Source organism: Pontibacter sp. T17, from assembly GCF_057219875.1.
Window position 1 is genome coordinate 796,546 of the sequence record NZ_JBXVVW010000001.1, and the last position, 18,123, is coordinate 814,668.

At 59.3% G+C, this 18,123-nt stretch carries 15 protein-coding genes; 9 read left to right on the top strand and 6 right to left on the bottom strand.

The features are described from left to right. Positions 1–74: 74 nt before the first annotated feature. The 3 genes from AC2D8O_RS03700 to AC2D8O_RS03710 are packed head-to-tail and all read right to left on the bottom strand — an operon-like array spanning position 75 to position 3,348. Positions 75–1,664, bottom strand: coding sequence for a lytic transglycosylase domain-containing protein (locus AC2D8O_RS03700; RefSeq protein WP_484677441.1), 1,590 nt, complete (start codon positions 1,662–1,664; stop codon positions 75–77). A gap of 28 nt (positions 1,665–1,692) precedes the next feature. Next, on the bottom strand, positions 1,693–3,135 hold the full coding sequence (gatA, locus tag AC2D8O_RS03705; protein ID WP_484677442.1) for an Asp-tRNA(Asn)/Glu-tRNA(Gln) amidotransferase subunit GatA: 1,443 nt from the start codon (positions 3,133–3,135) through the stop codon (positions 1,693–1,695). Positions 3,136–3,150: 15 nt separating this feature from the next. Continuing rightward, positions 3,151–3,348, bottom strand: coding sequence for a Sec-independent protein translocase subunit TatA/TatB (locus AC2D8O_RS03710; protein ID WP_484677443.1), 198 nt, complete (start codon positions 3,346–3,348; stop codon positions 3,151–3,153). A gap of 261 nt (positions 3,349–3,609) precedes the next feature. Here AC2D8O_RS03710 and AC2D8O_RS03715 point away from each other — a divergent pair, with 261 nt between their 5' ends. The 3 genes from AC2D8O_RS03715 to AC2D8O_RS03725 are packed head-to-tail and all read left to right on the top strand — an operon-like array spanning position 3,610 to position 8,050. Then, on the top strand, positions 3,610–4,056 hold the full coding sequence (locus tag AC2D8O_RS03715) for a cytochrome c maturation protein CcmE domain-containing protein (protein ID WP_484677444.1): 447 nt from the start codon (positions 3,610–3,612) through the stop codon (positions 4,054–4,056). Between the two features lie 18 nt (positions 4,057–4,074). After that, a complete protein-coding gene (ccsA, locus tag AC2D8O_RS03720) occupies positions 4,075–7,182 on the top strand; it encodes a cytochrome c biogenesis protein CcsA (RefSeq protein ID WP_484677445.1) in 3,108 nt (1,035 codons plus the stop codon). A 52-nt stretch (positions 7,183–7,234) separates the two neighbouring features. Then, positions 7,235–8,050 (top strand): Rossmann-like and DUF2520 domain-containing protein, encoded by an 816-nt coding sequence (locus AC2D8O_RS03725; protein ID WP_484677446.1) that lies wholly within the window; start codon positions 7,235–7,237, stop codon positions 8,048–8,050. On the opposite strand, the gene AC2D8O_RS03730 is transcribed toward AC2D8O_RS03725, so the two are convergent. Continuing rightward, positions 8,047–8,517 (bottom strand): RidA family protein, encoded by a 471-nt coding sequence (locus tag AC2D8O_RS03730; protein ID WP_484677447.1) that lies wholly within the window; start codon positions 8,515–8,517, stop codon positions 8,047–8,049. The genes AC2D8O_RS03725 and AC2D8O_RS03730 overlap by 4 nt on opposite strands. A gap of 85 nt (positions 8,518–8,602) precedes the next feature. Between AC2D8O_RS03730 and AC2D8O_RS03735 the strand changes: the two genes are divergently transcribed. Next, positions 8,603–9,106: a hypothetical protein gene (locus AC2D8O_RS03735; protein WP_484677448.1), complete on the top strand. Its 504-nt coding sequence runs from the start codon at positions 8,603–8,605 to the stop codon at positions 9,104–9,106. 8 nt (positions 9,107–9,114) lie between these two features. Here AC2D8O_RS03735 and AC2D8O_RS03740 read toward each other — a convergent pair whose 3' ends face one another. Together AC2D8O_RS03740 and proS are read right to left on the bottom strand one after the other, a co-directional pair. Then, positions 9,115–10,176, bottom strand: a complete 1,062-nt coding sequence (locus tag AC2D8O_RS03740; RefSeq protein ID WP_484677449.1) for a gliding motility protein GldB-related protein — start codon at positions 10,174–10,176, stop codon at positions 9,115–9,117. A gap of 57 nt (positions 10,177–10,233) precedes the next feature. After that, on the bottom strand, positions 10,234–11,727 hold the full coding sequence (proS, locus tag AC2D8O_RS03745; protein WP_484677450.1) for a proline--tRNA ligase: 1,494 nt from the start codon (positions 11,725–11,727) through the stop codon (positions 10,234–10,236). A 196-nt stretch (positions 11,728–11,923) separates the two neighbouring features. Between proS and AC2D8O_RS03750 the strand changes: the two genes are divergently transcribed. The 5 genes from AC2D8O_RS03750 (at position 11,924) to AC2D8O_RS03770 (ending at position 18,122) form a co-directional block, all read left to right on the top strand. Continuing rightward, on the top strand, positions 11,924–13,726 hold the full coding sequence (locus tag AC2D8O_RS03750; RefSeq protein ID WP_484677451.1) for a hypothetical protein: 1,803 nt from the start codon (positions 11,924–11,926) through the stop codon (positions 13,724–13,726). Between the two features lie 120 nt (positions 13,727–13,846). Further along, positions 13,847–15,562, top strand: coding sequence for an OmpP1/FadL family transporter (locus AC2D8O_RS03755; protein ID WP_484677452.1), 1,716 nt, complete (start codon positions 13,847–13,849; stop codon positions 15,560–15,562). 27 nt (positions 15,563–15,589) lie between these two features. Next, positions 15,590–16,111: a DUF2480 family protein gene (locus AC2D8O_RS03760; RefSeq protein WP_484677453.1), complete on the top strand. Its 522-nt coding sequence runs from the start codon at positions 15,590–15,592 to the stop codon at positions 16,109–16,111. Between the two features lie 107 nt (positions 16,112–16,218). Continuing rightward, the gene (locus AC2D8O_RS03765) at positions 16,219–17,361 is read left to right on the top strand and encodes an SPFH domain-containing protein (protein ID WP_484677454.1); all 1,143 of its coding nucleotides are present in this window, start codon (positions 16,219–16,221) and stop codon (positions 17,359–17,361) included. Between the two features lie 173 nt (positions 17,362–17,534). Beyond that, positions 17,535–18,122 carry a hypothetical protein gene (locus AC2D8O_RS03770; protein WP_484677455.1) on the top strand — a complete coding sequence of 196 codons (588 nt, stop codon included), beginning with the start codon at positions 17,535–17,537 and terminating at the stop codon, positions 18,120–18,122. The last annotated feature ends 1 nt before the right edge of the window (position 18,123 follow it).

Genomic DNA, 18,123 nt, shown 5'->3' on the forward strand with positions numbered 1-18,123 from the left:
AGTTAGTTAGGTAGTTGAAAGCATGAGGCCCGCATTTGCGGGCCTTTGCTGTTTCTGGAAGCGTTGGTGGCCGCTCAGTTGACGGGAATGCGGAGCATCTGGCCAGGGCGAATAGCCGATGAGGCGGTCATACCGTTGGCGCGCCGGATGGCTTCGACGGTCACGTTGTTGTGTTTGCGGGCAATGTCCCAGAGGGTGTCGCCAGGCTGCACGCGATAGGTTTGGTATCCGCCAGTAGGGGCCTGTGCTGCCGAGCGGGCAGCCGTAGCGGCGGCGGGTGAAAGATTTTGACGTTGAGGCAGGTACAGCTTGAGGGTCTGGCCCACTTCCAGGTTGGTATCGCGGGCATTGTTCCAGGCCATCAGTGCATTGACATCCACGTTATAGGCTTTGGCGATGATGGCGAAGGTCTGTCCTCGGCGCACCACGTGTTTCACTAAGCGGCTGTTCTCGGGTACGCTGTCGTAACGGCGGCCAACGAGTGCCAGTTCACTGAGCTCGCTGCTGCTAAGCTGCTGCTGTGGTGTAGCGCCAACGCGGTAAATGCTGTCGGGATACTGGGCAAAGAAGTCGGCGACTTTGCGGGGTACGCGCAGCGTGAAAGGCTTGCTGCTGTAGGGCACTACGTCCATACGCAGAGCAGGGTTCATGTCGCGCAATACCTGAACATCCGTCTGGGTGATGGCGGCAATCTGCTCCAGCTTGATTTCCTTGCCACTGACTTTCACAGAGTCTTCGAAGCCGAAATCGAACCATTGGGGTTTGATGTTGTGCTCGGCGTAGTAGTTGAGGGCGTAGGTGGCGGCAATGTAGCTGGGCACATAGCCACGGGTCTCGCGGGGCAACAGCTGGATGATTTCCCAGTAGTTGGTTTTGCCGCCGGCCATGCGGATGGCGCGGTTGATGCGGCCGGGTCCGCAGTTATAGGCTGCGATGACAAGGTGCCAGTCGCGGTAAATGCTGTAGAGGTGTTTGAGATACTTGGCAGCGGCAACGGTGCTCTTGTAGGGGTCCATCCGCTCGTCGATGTAGCTGTCGATGCGGAGGTTGTACATTTTGGCGGTGCCGTACATGAACTGCCAGAGGCCCACGGCAGCGGCGCGGCTGCGGGCACGGTTGTTGAAGGCGCTCTCGATAACGCAGAGGTACTTCAGTTCCAGCGGAATGCCTTCGCGCTCAAACACTTCTTCGATAATGGGGAAGTAGATTTCCTTCTGGCCCACCAGCTTGGATACCAGACCGCGCAGGCGAACGGTATAGGCGTCGATGAACTTCTGGACAGTGGTGTTGTAATCCAGCGGCACTACACTTGGGAGTTCGCGGAGGCGCTGCGCCACCTGCTCTGGGGTGTAGACGGGCGTGGAGTCGGGGTGAAAGTTATATCGGTTGGCACTGCTTTCGATGCGCTGACGCGTTGCAAGCCTTACTTCGCGATCGTAGGAGATGAGAAGGCTGTCCATCATCTGCACGATGTCGGCCGCTTCGGCATCGGTCAGGGGCGTAGTTTGGGTTGGCTCCTGCATGCGGCCTTTGGCGTTCACAGGGCTTGGATTGGCCTGGGAATAGGCCAGCGCAGGCAGTGACGCTGTGGCGACGGCTATCACCAGCCCCAGGCGTTGGATTCGATTGGTAAATAGGACGAAAGGGTTCAACGCCTGTTTCATGCGGTCAGTTTGGTTCGTTGTCAGTTACTTACGAAGATACAACAGCCTGAGCAATCTGCTGTGCAAAAGCGAAGAGCTTGGGCTCCTGGAATTCGCCGGCCAGAAGATGCATGCCCAGTGGCAGCCCTTCTGAGTTGTTGCCTACGGGCAAAGAGAGGGCAGGCATACCCGCAAGGTTGGCATGTACCGTGAAAATGTCAGAGAGGTACATGGCAATGGGGTCATCACTCTTTTCGCCGATGCGGAAGGCCGGTGTGGGCGTGGAGGGCGACAGCAGGAAATCGTAGCGGCTCAGGAGATCACGCGTTTGGTCGCGGATGATGCGGCGTACTTTCTGCGCTTTGGTATAGTAGGCGTCGTAATAGCCACTGGACAGCACGAAGGTGCCCAGCATGATACGGCGCTTTACCTCACTCCCGAAACCCTCAGTACGCGAACGACGATAGAGCTGTTCGAGGGGCATGACACCCTCGGCGCGGTAGCCGTAGCGGATGCCGTCGAAGCGGGCCAGGTTGCTGGAGGCTTCGGCGGTAGTGAGGATGTAGTAGGTGGGGACGAGATACTCGAGAATGGGGAACTCGACTACGTCTACCGTGTGGCCCTCGGCTTTGAGGTGGTCAACGAGGGTCTGGCTCGCCTGGCGGACGTCGGCAGAGAGGCCGGGCGAGTTGATTGCGTCGCCCAGCACGGCAATACGATATTTGGCACCACTGGCAGCATTTGGCACCATGGGGGCTACCGGTTGGGTGCTGGAAGTATTATCGTTCTCGTCGACCCCGGCCATGATTTCGCACAGGAGCGCGGCGTCTTCCACACTGTTGGCGAAGGGTCCAATCTGGTCGAAGCTGCTGGCGTAGGCAATGAGGCCGTAGCGTGAAATGCGGCCATAGGTAGGCTTCATGCCTACCAGGCCACAGAACGCGGCGGGCTGACGGATGGAACCGCCGGTGTCGCTGCCGAGCGAGGCATGGCACATGCCTGCTGCTACAGCTGCGGCTGAACCGCCGGAGCTGCCACCGGGTACGCGATCGGGATTGATGGGGTTGCGAACAGGTCCAAACGCACTGTTCTCGTTGCTGGAACCCATGGCAAACTCGTCGCAGTTGCACCGGCCGATGATGATGGCTCCTTCATTGATGAGACGTTGGAGGGCCGTGGCGGTGAAGAGCGAGGAGAAGCCGCCCAGGATGCGCGAGGACGCAGAACTGGCGTGGCCCTGGTAAACGATGTTGTCCTTGATGGCGATGACCATGCCCGCCAGACGGCCGGCTTTGTCGAGGCCGTTCTGCTGGATACGCTGGTCCATCTCGCGGGCCTGCTGGAGCGCCTCGTCGGCATAGACCTCCAGAAAGGCATTCAGATGGGCCTGGGCAGCGATGCGGTCAAGGTAGTGCTGTACGACGGACAGGCAGGTGTGTTTGCCCGAGCGGAGATCGTTGTGCAGCGCGGCAAGCGTGTGGTGCAACCTCACAGGTGGAGCCGGGAATTACTTGTTCTCGGGAGTTTTTTCAGCGGGCTTGCTGGCTTCCTTTTCGATGTCGTGGCGCACGTTGTTGGCGGCGTCCTTGAACTCGCGGATGCCACGGCCAAGGCCACGGGCAAATTCTGGAATCTTGTTAGCGCCGAAGAAAATCAGGATCGCTACAAGGATAAGTATGATTTCAGTGGTGCCGAGTCCGAACATGGCGGTAAGGGAAAAAGTCCGTAAAGGTAAGATTATCCTTAGTAACGCCACCCCACCTGCATTTGAGATAGCGGAGGCGTTAAATAAGGTGAGTTGAAGGATGAAAAGTGTAGGTTGAAGTTTGCGTAAACGGGCCTTGAGTGGGGAAAAATGGCATTTTAACAGCGCATTAAGGCTGTTGGGGTGGGGGTTTGCGTTGGGTTTGCGACATTTGCCGTCCGTTGTTCGTTATGCCAACGAACAAGGAACACGCGACGCCCCATGAACAAGAAAGGAATCATTGTACTGCTGGTGCTGGCTGTTTTCACAGCCCTGCTGGTTGTCAATCTGGCAGACAATGTCAGCACCTACACCGACTTCAAGACTGCCGAGGAGAAAACCGGGCAGGAGGTACACATCGTGGCCAGCTGGGTGCGGCGCGACGAAGCAAAGTATAACCCTGCCAACGACCAGTTTTCGTTTTATCTCCAGGACTCCTCAGGGCGGGTACAACTGGTTCAGTACAACGACCCTCAGCCCGCCAACTTTGAGCAAGCACAAAAGGTAGTGGTCATAGGAAAAATGGATGGCCAGGTATTTCAGGCCGACAAAATTCTGATGAAGTGCCCCAGCAAGTACAACGAAGGCAAGCTGGAAACCATAGAGGTGGCCCCCAACACGCAGCCGATTCACCACAAAGAGAACGCCGACTCCTCGGCCGCCCACTAACCCCTGCGCTCAGAAAACATGGAGTGGCTTATCAATGGCACTACCGGGTTTGTCCTGACAGACCTGGCGTTTGTTTCCGCCCTGGTGGCGAGTGTGGCCTACTTTGACCAGCTGTCGGGGCGGCCACAGGTCCGGGCCGGTGTGGGCACCTGGGCCTTCCGGGTGCATGCTTTTTCGGTGCTGGGCATTCTGGCTACCATTCTGCTGTTGCTGGGTACACACCGCTACGAGTATCATTATGTATGGAGCCACAGCAGCAACGAACTGCCGCTGCACTTCATCATCTCGTGCCTGTGGGAAGGGCAGGAGGGCAGCTTCCTGACGTGGATGGTATGGCACGCGGTGCTGGGTCTTATTGTACAGGCCACGGCTCCGCCCGCGTGGAAGGCCGGGGTAATGGCCGTGATTTCCAGCATTCAGATTCTTCTGGCGACGATGATACTGGGCGTGCAACTGCAACAGACCACGCTGGAAATCGTAATAGCCGCCGCCACTGCGGGAATTCTGGCGCTGCTGGCTCCAACACTCTTGGGCAAGGAGCCGGCGAAACGCGAGTCGCGGGTGGTGTGGGGCAGTCTGATGCTGCTGACCGTGCTGCTGTGGCTGAACATGACCCGCAGCCAGACCGGCTTCCTGACGGGTGGTAATCTTTCTTCGCCAGCGTTTCTGCTGGAGGCAGTATTCCTGGCCGTAGTGACAGGGCTGTTCCTGCGCTGGGTATGGCGCAGCCGCCCGGCACTGAGCACAGGGCTGCTGGGCGCATTGCTGCTGCTGGTGGCCTGGGCCGCAGGTTTTGCCGAGGTGGGCACCCTGAAGCTGGGCAGCTCGCCGTTTGTGCTGCTGCGCGATGCTTTCCCCGATGAAGCGATCTTCAAGACCAATCCGGACTTTGTACCTGCCAACGGCCGCGGGCTGAACAGCCTGCTCCAGAATTACTGGATGGTGATTCACCCGCCGACGCTGTTCCTGGGGTTTGCGCTGACGCTGGTGCCGTTCGCTTTTGTGCTGACGGGGCTGGTGAAGCGCGACTATGCCGGCTGGATCAAGCCCGCCGCACCGTGGATGATTGCCAGCACTGCCATTCTGGGCGTGGGCATCATCATGGGGGGCTACTGGGCCTACGAGACACTGAACTTCGGCGGCTACTGGAACTGGGACCCCGTGGAGAACGCCTCTTTGGTGCCGTGGCTGACGGCGGTAGCCTCGCTGCACGTGGGGCTGGCGTATCGGCATGGCAAAGCCCACCTGCGGTCGGCGATGCTGCTGGTCATTGCCACATTCCTGCTGGTGCTGTACTCTACCTTTCTGACGCGCAGTGGCATACTGGGCGACGCCTCGGTGCACAGTTTCACCGACCTGGGCCTCTCGGGTCAGTTGCTGACGCTGCTGATGGTATACGTAGTGTTCATCAGCCTGCTGATGGCTTATCGCTGGAACGACCTGCCTGAAAGTGGCGAGAAGCCATTCTGGTCGCGGGAAATGTTTCTGTTTCTGGCGGCGCTGACGCTGACGTTCTCGGCGGCCATGATCTCGGTAGTGACGTCGCTGCCGGTGTTCAACAAGATATTTGGCAGCAATCTGGCGCCTACGGGCAAAATCCAGTTGTTCTACTATAAGTGGAACGTGTGGTTCGGCATCGGCATCGCGCTGCTGTCGGCGCTGGGCCAGTTTGTGTTCTGGACGAAAATAGAGCGCGAGACCTTCCTGAAGGCGCTGTACCGACCCTTTGCGGCGGCGGCGCTGGCCTCCGTCGTTGTGATACTGGGCCTTTGGGCCACGGGCTGGGAGTTTGCCTACCGCAAACCTTTCCAGCTGGCAGGGCAGGCGCTGTTGGAGAAAGGCGGCGTGGGCAGTTGGCTGAGCTTTGCCGGCTATGCGCTGCTGCAGGTGGCCGACGAACTGCTGCTCTTTGCAAGTGTGTTTACCATACTGGCCAACCTGGATATACTGATCATGCTGGCGCGGCGTGCCGGTGGCGGTAAGCGCATTGGCGGCTCGCTGGCACACATAGGCTTTGGCCTTATGCTGCTGGGTATTCTCTTCAGCAGTGGCTATGAGTCTACTGTGAGCCTGAACTTCTCTCCGGGCGACCTGGGCGAGGCGTTCGATGAGGAATCGAAGCGCGACAACGTGCTGCTGGTGAAGAACAAGCCCAAGTATGTGGCGGGCTATCAGGTGACGTATCTGGGCAAGCGGCAGGCCGAAGCGCCTATAGAAGAGCTGGCTGTAGTATCGGAAGAAGCGCAGGGCCTGAAGGTGGCGTTTGACGATGCCACCGGCGAACGCTATGCACTGGAAGTGCCGTGGGAGTTTTTCCGGATGCCTGCCGGGGCTGCCCTGCTGGTCAAGCCGTTGGAACCCAATGGCAAGCCCGAACCCGACCTGGCCAAGCTGCATAAGTTTGTAGAAGAAAACCTGGGCATCATTCAGCCGAAGATGATCAATGGCCGCAGCAAGTACCTGCTGGAGTTTCTGCCATTGGACGCCGAGACGAAACAGGCTGACACGAGCCGCCGCTTTGTGCTGCAACCCGAAGCCGAAGTAAGCGAGCGGATGGGGCTGGTGCTGCACCCTGACCGGGAAATCTGGCTGGGGCGCGACCTGTACACCTACGTGTCGTCCATTCCGAAGGAAGAGGCAGACACAGCCGCCCGCAAGGTGGAAACCACAGACCTGCGGCTGGCCAAGGGCGACAGTGCCCAGTTGGAACGCGGCGTGGTGTATCTGGACGATATCGTGAAGGTGGATGGCCTGAAGGAGTATGCCGGGGCTGACGCCGTGCTGCGTGCCAAGCTGCGCGTGGTGGCGGGTGGCATTACTTACACCCCCTCGCCCATGCTGATTGTGAAGGGCCACGATGCCCAGCACGTGGACGCGTCGCTGGAGAAGCTGGGGCTGAGCCTGAGCTTCGAGGGCATAGCGCAGTCGGCCAACGGCTTTCAGCTGGTGCTGCGCGCCAGTCAGGTAGTAGAGCCCGACGACTTCATCACCTTCAAGGCGATACACAAACCGTACATCAACCTTCTGTGGCTGGGCACCTTTGTCATGACCTTCGGCTTTGCGGTAGCCATCTACCGCCGGGTCCGTGAGGAACGACTGGGACAGCCCGCAGAGCCACTTACGTGAAGTCATGTCCAGTCCTGAATCGGTCCTCCCTTCCCTACGTTTCCCGCTTCCTATGTCCACCTTCGAACTGCCCCGCGGTGCCTCGTTTGCTGTCATCGGCTCGGGCGCGATGGCTGTCAACCTCACTGCGGCGCTGCTGCGGCAGGGCTACCGGCTGGCGCAGGTGTATTCGCGCACCGCTGCCAGCGCCGAACAGCTGGTGCAGCAGGCCGGACAGGGGCAGGTGATTGCCAGCCTGGCCGCACTGAGCCCGGATTGCCGGCTGGTGCTGCTGGCGGTGTCGGACGACGCGCTGCCCGAGGTAGTGGCGCAATTGCAGGGGCTGTCACTGCCCGAAACGCTGTTTCTGCACACGGCAGGAAGTGTATCACTGTCAGTGCTGGCGCCGTTGGGCGAGCAGATGGGTGTTATCTGGCCCATGCTGACCCTGAGCCGCCACTATGCTGTGAGCCTGGCCGAGGTACCGCTGTTCTACGAAGGCACGGAAGTGAGCCGCGATGCGGTGGGGCGTCTGGCGCGGCAGCTGTCAGAGTATGTGTATGAGACATCGAGCGAGCAGCGGGGCCGCCTGCATGTAGGCGCCGTGATGGCCGCCAACTTCGTGAACTACCTGGTAGGCTGCGCTGGCGAACTGGCCGAGGGAGCTGGCGGTGCCAACTACCGCGTGTACCTGCCGCTGTTACAGGAAGTGGTGCGCCGCCTGGAGGAAATGCCGCCACATGAGGCCCAGACCGGGCCTGCCATGCGTGGCGACCGCAAAACGCTGGAGCGGCAGGAGGCCCTGCTGCAACAGAGCCACCCGCACCTGGCAGAGCTGTATGCCCTGCTCTCGCGCCAGATTCTTGAGCGCTATCACCCTAGCCGTTAAGGCTTGGGCGTAGGGATTACGGCCGTAATCTCGATTTCGATGAGGAAGCCCTCGGAGAGCGCCTGAACGCCGACCAGCGTGGACGCGGGTGCCATTTCGTCGGAGATGAACTCGCGCCGCAGCTTGCGCACAATCTGCTGTGTGCTGTCGTTCAGCCCCACCACATAGTAGGTGACTTTCACCACATTGGAGAAGTCGGCATTGACGCTGGCAAGGGCTCGCTTCAGGTTCTGAAATACCTGCCTGCCCTGGGTTTCCATATCGCCGGGGCCTACCATATTCCCCTGTTCGTCAAGCGCCACGTGGCCCGAGAACAGCACCAGCGTGCCACCCGTGATGGTAACTACAGGCGTGTAGGTAGTGGGGGCATAGTTGCCCTTGGGCTTGATCTTCTCGACAATGGGTTTCTGTTGTGCCAGGGCGGCAATGCTGAAGGCCAGCAGGATGAGCGTGAAGAGTGTTTTCATACAGCCAATTATACCCGGTTGGCACCAAAGGTTGCAGCAGACCTTCTATCTTGAGAAGACATTAACAACCTACCTACCTTACAACATGGACGCCCATTATATCCACCTTCTGCTGGCGCATGCCCCTGTAGTGGGCTATGTGACGGCTACCCTGATGCTGCTGTATGGCGTGCTGACCAAGCGGCATATTGTGATGCAGACGGCCCTGGTGCTGCTGGTAGTATTTGGCCTGTCGGTGCTGCCCACAAAAGCCACCGGCGAGGGCGCTGAGGAGAAAGTAGAGCACCTACAGGGCTTCGATGACAAAGCCACCCACAAGCTGATTCATGAGCACGAGGAGATGGCCGAGCGCGCTGTGATTCTGGGCATCGTCACGGCACTTGTTTCAGGGGCGGGCTTCTTTATGCTGCGCAAGGGCACCCTGCACGCGCAGAAGATGGTATGGGCAGCGCTGGCCATTGCCATTTTCAGTGGCATGGGCATGGCCTACACCGCGAACCTGGGCGGGCAGATTCGCCGTCCCGAACTGCGGAAGGATGCCCCCGCGCAGGCCCCGGCCTCCACTCATGAGGCCGAGGACAACGACTAGGCGAATACTTACGGCTTGTAGCCGCTGGCATTGAAAATCTCGAGGTAATCGACGCGCTGCACCAGCTGCGCCAGGGTTACCTCGGGGTGTGCCTCCATGTAGGCGTGTACGATGCGCCAGCCGATGAAGTGCCCGATTTTGCCGGGGCACTCGGGGCCAAAGGCTTTGGTGAACGGCCCCTCGAACATGTAGTCGCGGTAGCCGAACTCTTCCTGGTCGAAGAGCTTGGGCAGCAGGTGGTTCCAGATGGCCTGCTCGTTGGCGTAGGCAAATTTCATCTGGCTGCCTGCATAGCCAAAACGGATGGAGTCGGGCGACTCGCGGCAGGTCTGCTCCAGGAAATACTGCCGGATGCCCGCGCGCACCATTGCCTCAATCAGCTGAGGGCGCGTACCGCGCTTTATCTGCGGCAACAGGCGGTCCACCCACAGACCCATCAGGTTCACAGGGATATGCTGGGGCGTCTGGCGGGCTTTGATGTAACGGGGCAGCAGCGGCGGATAAAAGGCGAATTCCTCACCCATGAAATAGTGCAAGCCGATGCCCATGTATTTGTCAGAGAGGAAAGAAGGGTCGTAAGTGACCTGCCATTCCTCATGATAGCCAGTGATGTAAGTACGGAAGGGCGGGATAGAAGCATTGGGGAAGGCCGCCTTCATACGCTGAAGAGGCTTGAGGATGAGGGCACCGAAGTCGTAGTTGGTGGGGTAGCGCTTCAATACCGAGTCGATGAGGGCCTGGGTATTGCGGTCGTTGGCAAAGCGTGCCAGTTCGGGTGCCAGTGCTTTCAGGGGTACGGTGGTGTCGCCATTGGCCAGCAGTTCGTAGAAGAACCGGCTTTCCATGACGGCTTCAAAAGGCGGCAGCAGGTCTTTGGGCTTGGTTTTGAGGGTATCGGCCAGGCGGCGCATGTCCAGCTCCGAACGCCGGATGCCGAGCGTCAGGGGCGGCAGCTGCTCATTCTCAATGACGGGTGGGGTGGTGCCGTCCTGCTGGGTTTTGTTGCAGCTGGCTAGGCCCAGCGCCACACCGAGCGACAGGATCAGTGCGAGATGGGAAGGTCTTTTCATGTGTGTGAGCAACAGAAAGGGGGAGTTGCCTCCCCCTGCGAATATCGAATAAGTGGCTCAGTAAGCGCGGGCAAAAAGCACGCGACGCTTGCTGGGTTTGCCCGTGAGGATACACTTGCCGTCTTCTTCGGGCGCGCCGATGGGGATGCAGCGAATGGTGGCTTTGGTCTCTTCCTTGATGCGGGCCTCGGTTTCGGGGGTGCCGTCCCAGTGTGCCATGAGGAAGCCGCCGGGGGCATCGGCGCCCTTGCCTTCGTCGAGCAGGCGCTTGAACTCGCTGTAGTCGTCCACTTTATAGGTGCGGCTGTCAAGGCGCAGCTTGGCTGCGTTGAAGAGGTCGGTCTGGGTCTGCTCCAGCAAATCGGGTATACCCGCGATAACAGCATCCAGCGGCCGTACTTCCTTATGGCCGCTGTGACGGATGGCCACTTCAATGTTACCCGCCGCGAGGTCCTTGGGCCCGAGAGCCAGGCGCACAGGCACACCTTTCTGCTCCCACTCGGCAAACTTCCAGCCGGGGCGCTTGGTATCGTCTGTGTCTACTTTCACGCGCACACCTGCTTTTTTCAGTTGGGCCGAAATCTCGTCGCACTTACCCAGCACGGCAGCTTTCTCCTCGTCGCTCTTGTAGATAGGAACAATCACCACCTGAATGGGGGCAAGGCGGGGGGGCAGTACCAGGCCGTTGTCGTCGGAGTGGGTCATGATGAGGGCGCCCACCAGACGGGTGCTGACGCCCCAGCTGGTAGCCCACACGTGCTCGCGCTTGTTCTCGCGGTTGAGGAACGTTACGTCGAAGGCTTTGGCGAAGTTCTGGCCCAGAAAGTGGCTGGTGCCTGCCTGCAGGGCCTTTCCGTCCTGCATCATGGCCTCGATACAGTAGGTTTCGAGGGCGCCGGCGAAGCGTTCGCTGGGCGACTTGATACCGCGAATGACGGGCATGGCCAGGGTGTTTTCGGCAAAGTCGGCATAGACGCCGAGCATGCGTTCGGTTTCCTCAATGGCTTCTTCGGCGCTGGCGTGGGCGGTGTGGCCTTCCTGCCACAGGAACTCGGCTGTGCGGAGGAACATACGGGTGCGCATTTCCCAACGAACGACGTTGGCCCACTGGTTGATGAGCAGGGGCAGATCGCGGTAGCTTTGCACCCAATCTTTGTAGGTGCTCCAGATGATGGTTTCGCTGGTGGGGCGCACAATGAGCTCTTCCTCCAGACGGGCTTCAGGATCCACTTCCACGCCTTTGCCATCAGCAGTAGCGCGCAGACGGTGGTGGGTTACCACAGCGCATTCCTTGGCAAAGCCCTCTACGTGCTCGGCTTCACGGCTGAGGAACGACTTGGGAATGAACAGGGGGAAATAGGCATTGACGTGGCCTGTTTCCTTGAACATGGCATCGAGAACGCCCTGCATGCGTTCCCAGATGGCATAACCGTACGGCTTGATAACCATACAGCCGCGCACGGCCGAATTGTCGGCCATGTCGGCGCGCTTTACCAGTTCATTGTACCATTCGGAGTAGTTCTCGGCACGGGTGGGCAGTTTGTCGGCCATGGAAGAGCAGCAACGGTTGCTGTGCTAAGTAGTTAAGGGATGTTAGGAAGTAACCAGTTTTTGGCCCATGCAACGTTTATCCTATTGAAACTGTCTTACTTTAGGAGGGTAATTGCAGGAAGCCATTAAACCTTCGGCACGAATTTCGCTCAAATTCCTATAGAAGCACGTAGACGTTCCTCATTTAAGGCCGACTATGAAAAAGTCCCTAACCTCTGTGCTGGCATTTGCCGCACTGGCCACTTCGGTGAGCCTGGTGGCGTTGCCGGCGGTCCTGCATGCGCAGGACGATGTGTACGCTACGCCAAGTAAGCGGCGCAGAGATGCCGAGCGGGTGCGCGAGCGGAATCGGAGCCGTCTGGAAAGCTTTCAGCAATCCAACGAACCTGCCCGTCGATACGAACCTGCTCAGCAGCAACAGCCTGCGCAGCAGCAGCCTGTCTATGACAACAGGTCATCGGACAACGACGCTGACAATGGCTATCGTTCAGATTACTACAGCGAGCAGTCTGCTGCCAGCGAGAACCAATACCTTGGTACTACTTCATCGTATCAGGCATACGGTGCCGGTCGCCGTACTGACGCTGAGCGCTATGCCGACTCTCGCGACGAGAAGTATCGCTACAGCAACCGAGGCGAGGACGAGTATTACGGCGAGGACGAGGAAGACTATTATTACTCTGCCCGCCTGCGCCGCTTCGACAATACCTGGGCTTACCGGAACGGCTATTACAGCCGGCCAGTGGTCTACTACCGCCCTGTGATTGTAGTGCCCAACTACTGGTATGATCCCTGCTGGGGGCCATCGTACTACGCTCCGGGTTGGGGCGGCGGTTGGGGTTGGAACTCTGGCTGGGGCTGGGGCGGCGGCTGGTCCGTCTCCATTGGCTGGGGCTGGGGTGGCGGCTGGGGCCGTCCGTGGGGCTGGAACCGACCCTGGGGCTGGGGTGGCGGTTGGGGTGGCTGGGGCGGTTACGGCGCTGGCTACAACAATGGCTACTGGAATGGCTATTGGGACGGCTACTATGGCGGTGGCTGGGGTGGCGGCTGGGGTGGCGGCTGGGGCCGACCCGCCTACAGCGTACACCAGGTTGGCAATACCCCCGGCCGAGGTGTCTATTTCCAGAACGTGAACAATGGTCGCCGAATCTATTACGCGCCGGGCAATAATGGCCAAGGTGGTAATGGCAACAACGGCAACAGCTGGCCTGGTGCAGGTGGCCGTCCTACCCGCGGTGGTGGGGCGCCCAATACACCTACTTCTCCTGGCGGTGGCACTACCTATCCGAACAACCCTGGTGGAGGCACCAACGTGCCTCCGAACACAGGTGGAGGCCGTGGCCGTGGTGGTCAACGTCCGGCTGATCCGCAGCCCGACCGTGGCAACGACGACGCTGCAGGCCGCGGGCATGACGACGGCACTTGGGCACCCGGCAACGTAACGCCCGGCAATGGAGGTAACACCACCAGCAACCCCGGTCGTGGCCGTGGCCGCGACAACAATCCCGGCAGTGGTTACAACAACAACATTCCTTCCACCCCGGACAACGGTGGGTATAACAACCCCGGCCGTGGGCGTGGAGGCGACAGCGATTACCGCCCGCAGCAGCCAGATTACAACAACAACACGCCCCGCCCCGACTATACCCCCGGCCGTGGGCGTGGTAGAGGCGACGATGGTGGCTACCGCCCGCAGCAACCGGACAACAGCAGCCAGCCGCGTCCTGACTATAACACCCGGCAGCCGGACTATAATCCCGGTCGCAGCCGTGGCCGTGGCGACGATGGTGGCTATCGACCACAGCCCCGGAATGAGCAACCTGCCTCTCGCCCCCGCTCTGAATGGGGTGGTGGCAACAGCGGCAGCGGATCGTGGGGCCGCGGTTCCTCGCCCAGTGGCTCTTCTGGGAGCTGGGGCGGGTCGCGCAGTGGCGCTCCCTCTGGGGGTGGCAGCGCGCCTTCAGGTGGTGGCGGTGGCCGAGGCCGTGGTCCCCGCTAATCTGACTTCGTTGACCGATTAAACCTTTTCTGAGCGCAAAAGTCCTTGAGGTAACATTCACCGAGGACTTTTGCCGTGTTTTGCACGCTCACTACCCCTCTCTCACCTAGTACCCTCTTCATGAAACGATCTTCGTTCCGACTGTTGCTGGCCCTGACCCTGACGGGTGCGTTGCCAGCAGCTGGCTGGGCCCAGACAACGATCGAGGCCCTCCGTTTTTCCATGACTTCGCCTTCGGGCACTGCCCGTGGTCTTGCGCTGGGTGGCGCCATGACTGCTGTAGGGGGCGACTTCTCAGCGGCCACACTGAATCCGGCAGGCCTGGGTCTTTACCGTCGCACGGAACTCGTTATTTCGCCAGGCTTCCGCAACATCGAGAACAGCACTGACTATCTCGATGGCCGTGCCAGCGACAACCGCTTCAATTTTGGCTTTGCCAACATGGGTCTGGTCATCAGTCAGCCGATGAACAGCCGGGGTGGCCTGAAGTCATGGGCAGTGGGTATCGGCTTCAACCAGCAGTACAATACCCATCGGCGTACCTCGGGGAATGCCTACAACGCCTACAATACTATTGGCGATTTCTTCGCAGGGCAGGCCAATGGCCTCACCTCAGGCCAGCTGGATGCCTACTCCTACGCCGCCTGGCGCAGCTATGCCATTGACAATGTGAAGGATTACTACGCAAATGGCAACTATGCTTATCTGACCGACAATCTGTACGAGGCCGCTTTCAACGAGGCCAATGTGCAGCAGAGCTTCAACATTGTAGAGCGTGGCCGCACCAACCAATGGACCATCTCGGGTGCGCTGAACTTCGACGATGAATTTTTTGTGGGCGTCGGTATCGGCATCATGGACTTCAACTACCGTCAGGAGCTGCAGTACAACGAGACCGATGTCACAGGCTACTACAACGATCCTTTTTACGGTAACCAGTTTGCCACTGCCGACTCGGTGCAGTACCGGATCGACTACTTTGACCAGCGTCGTGTTTACGGTGCGGGCGTAAACCTGACGGTAGGCTTCATGTACCAGCCACTGGACTTTGTACGCATCGGGGCCTCCATCCAAACGCCTACCTATGCGTCAATGACGGTGGAGTACAGCCCTGAGATGTACCTCTACGACCGTGCGGGGCGCCGCAACCCCAGCCCTAACGCCAGCCCCTCCGACAATATTCAGGCAGGGTCCTACAACTATTTCATGACCACGCCTTTCCGTGCGAATGGGGGTATTATGTTCCTGTTGGGCGAGTATGGCCTTATTACGGGCGATGTAGAGTATACCGACTACCGAAACTCTGGCTACGACCCGCCAACTGACGGTACGGGCAACAACCTGACTTTCCGCGCAGAGAATGACGCCATTAACCGGCTATATACCAGTGCGGTGAACTATCGTGCCGGGGCCGAATTACGCCTGGAAAGCTTCTATCTCCGGGGCGGCTACGCCCGTTACGGCAGTCCGTTGAGTGCAGAAGGCCGCCGTTATGCCGACATGACCACCTACAATTCGGCTACCGGGGATGTTACGTTCCGCGATTTTGACGCCTCACGGGAGATGGTCAGCGGGGGCATCGGCTATCGCAAGCGCCGTTTCTCCTTGGACATTGCCTATACCCGACAGCGTGTACCGGAGATGTTCAACCTGTACAGCACCCCGGATGTAGCCTATACCTCTGGCTTTTCTGGCGGCGTTCCCTCCGCTATTCCCATCGATTTCAGTGGCGGCATCAACGGCGGCGGCTTGGGTGCAGGTTATGCCCCCAAGGCACTCACGAGCCGCATCATTCACTCAGTGGTGCTGACTCTCGGCTTTACGCTGGAGAACTGACAGCCCCGGTCTTTTCGTTATAGGAGCATGCAAGCAGACCCTACACTGGTGAACCGCGTGGCGCAAAGCGCGCTGGTTACGCTGAATCTGGAGGACTATCGTCCGGCGGGCGAGGTAGCAGCGCTCGACATACAACCCCAGTTGTTTCAGGGGCTCATCCTGCGCGAGAAAGACTTCCGGGAGTTTGTGAAAACACACGACTGGGCGCAGTATGCTGGCAAACACGTGGCGGTGTTCTGCTCAGCCGATGCCATCATACCTGCATGGGCCTACATGCTGATAGGCACGGCACTATCGCCCTACACTTCCAGCTATCTGCTGGGCACACCTCAGGAGCTGGAAGGCGAACTGTACCGCCGCGCATTTGACGCAGTGGATTGGAGCCAGTACGCCGGCGAAAAGATTGTGCTGAAAGGCTGCGGAACAGTGCCAGCCTCCGCGTATACCGATGCTGTGCGCCGCCTGATGCCCCATGCCGATAAACTGATGTATGGCGAGCCCTGTAGCATGGTTCCCCTGTGGCGCCGCCCCGCTGCCAAAGACGCCTGATACTCGTCGCCGATGGAATAACTGCATTCATGCCCGGCCTTCAGCGCCGGGCATGCAGCTTTCTGGCATTTACGTTATCTTTATCAAAACCTATACTGACAACTGCAATGGGTCTTTTCAATTTCATTCGTGGCCAACTGATCGAAGTGATCGAGTGGGTCGACGATTCGCGCGACACCGTGGTCTGGAAGTTTCCTGACCAGGACAAGGAGATCAAGATGGGTGCCCAGCTGACGGTACGCGAAAGCCAGGTCGCCATCTTTGTAAACGAAGGCCGCATTGCGGATGTATATCAGCCGGGCCGCTACGAGCTGGTGACGCGCAACATGCCGCTGCTCACCACGCTGCGCAGCTGGAAGTTCGGCTTCGATTCGCCCTTCAAAGTAGATATCTACTTCGTCAATACACGGCAGTTCAATGGTCTGCGCTGGGGTACACCTGCGCCCATCATGGTGACTGACCCCGAGTTTCCGTCGGCCGTGCCGGTGCGTGCTTTCGGTACGTTCGGCTTCCGTGTCACGGACGCTGCGGTGTTCTTCAAGGAATTCGCTGGCACAGACGCCCACGTTACCACCGACGAACTGCTGGAGAACTTCCGCAGCCGCGTAGTATCGGCCTTTGGCTCGGCGCTAAAAAAGGCAGGCAGCTCACTCAACGACATCCACGCCCACGCGCATGATCTGGGTGAAAAACTGCTGCCCATGCTGCAACCCGACTTCCAGTCGACGGGTCTCTCGCTGCTCCAGTTCAACGTGGAGAACGTGAGCCTGCCCGAGGAAATCCAGAAGGAACTGACCCGCCAGGACATGGACGCCCGCAAGATTCGCCGTGTGTCAGGTGCCCAGTTGGAGCAGGACATGCAGCGCAAGATGCAGGAGAACATGCTGGAACTGCAGAAGCTGAAAGCGCAGGCCGAAATGAGCGGCAGCGTGGAAGACATGCAGAAGTTCATGCAGTTTATGGCTGCTCAGGGCATGGCCATGCCTGGCACCCCTGGTGCTGACAGCAACTCCATGATGAAGACCATGATGGAAATGGGCATGGGCATGAATATGACCCAGCAGATGATGCAGATGATGCAGCAACAGCAGCAAGGTGGTGGCGCTGCTGCGCAGCCCGCCGCCAAGGGTGGCCAGTCGAAAGACGAGATCATGAAGCTGCTGAAAGAGCTGGGCGAACTGAAAGCCGCAGGTATCCTCACGGACGAGGAGTTCAACGCCAAGAAGGCCGAACTGCTGGCCAAGCTCTGATAACAACCAATTGGTACAAAAGGCAAGGCGGGGACCTCACAAGGCCCCGTCTTTTTATTTGGCGCCTCGCAGCTTTTTGGCATTTTGAGGGCATGCATTGGCCAAAAACCGCCTTCACTATACTTTTTTTGCTGTTTTGTACAGCAAAGGGTGCGCGCGCCCAAGCAAGCGAGGTGGCATTCTGGCAGTGGTTTGCCGCAAACGAGGTAGCCTTGCGCACTGCCCAGGCAGACCATCCGTTGGCCCGGCAGGTAGCCACCGAATTGCGGAAGGTGCATACAGGGCTTGCCTATGAGTTTGGCACGGCGCCGGATGGCCGCCGGCAGTTTGTGGTAAGTGCCGATGGACAGTCTGCCCTGTTTCCAGTGGTACTGCGGCTGGTGCGGCAGTCGCCAGAGATGGAGCACTGGCAGGTGGTGGCGTTTCGGCCCCGCATTGGCACCAGTTACGGTATCAAAACCGACCGGGTGGCCCTGCGGCCCGAGCAGATCTGGTTCAGGGCCACCCGCGAGGAGACAGGGCGTGTGCGTCTGGCGGTGTACGTTCAGGGCTATGCCGACCAACTGGAAGCCGAAGTGCGTGGCGCCCTGGAAGTGCTGCTGCAAGCGGCCCTGGGCGAATATGATGCTGCCACGCGTCTGGGGTCGGTCGTATTCTATCCTCTGCCGGGCGACCCCCATAAGGCGGGCCTCGCCCCCTTTCAACAGCTGCCCGCCGCGGTGGACAGCCTCCAACCTGCCTCTACTACCAACGCTCGATAAA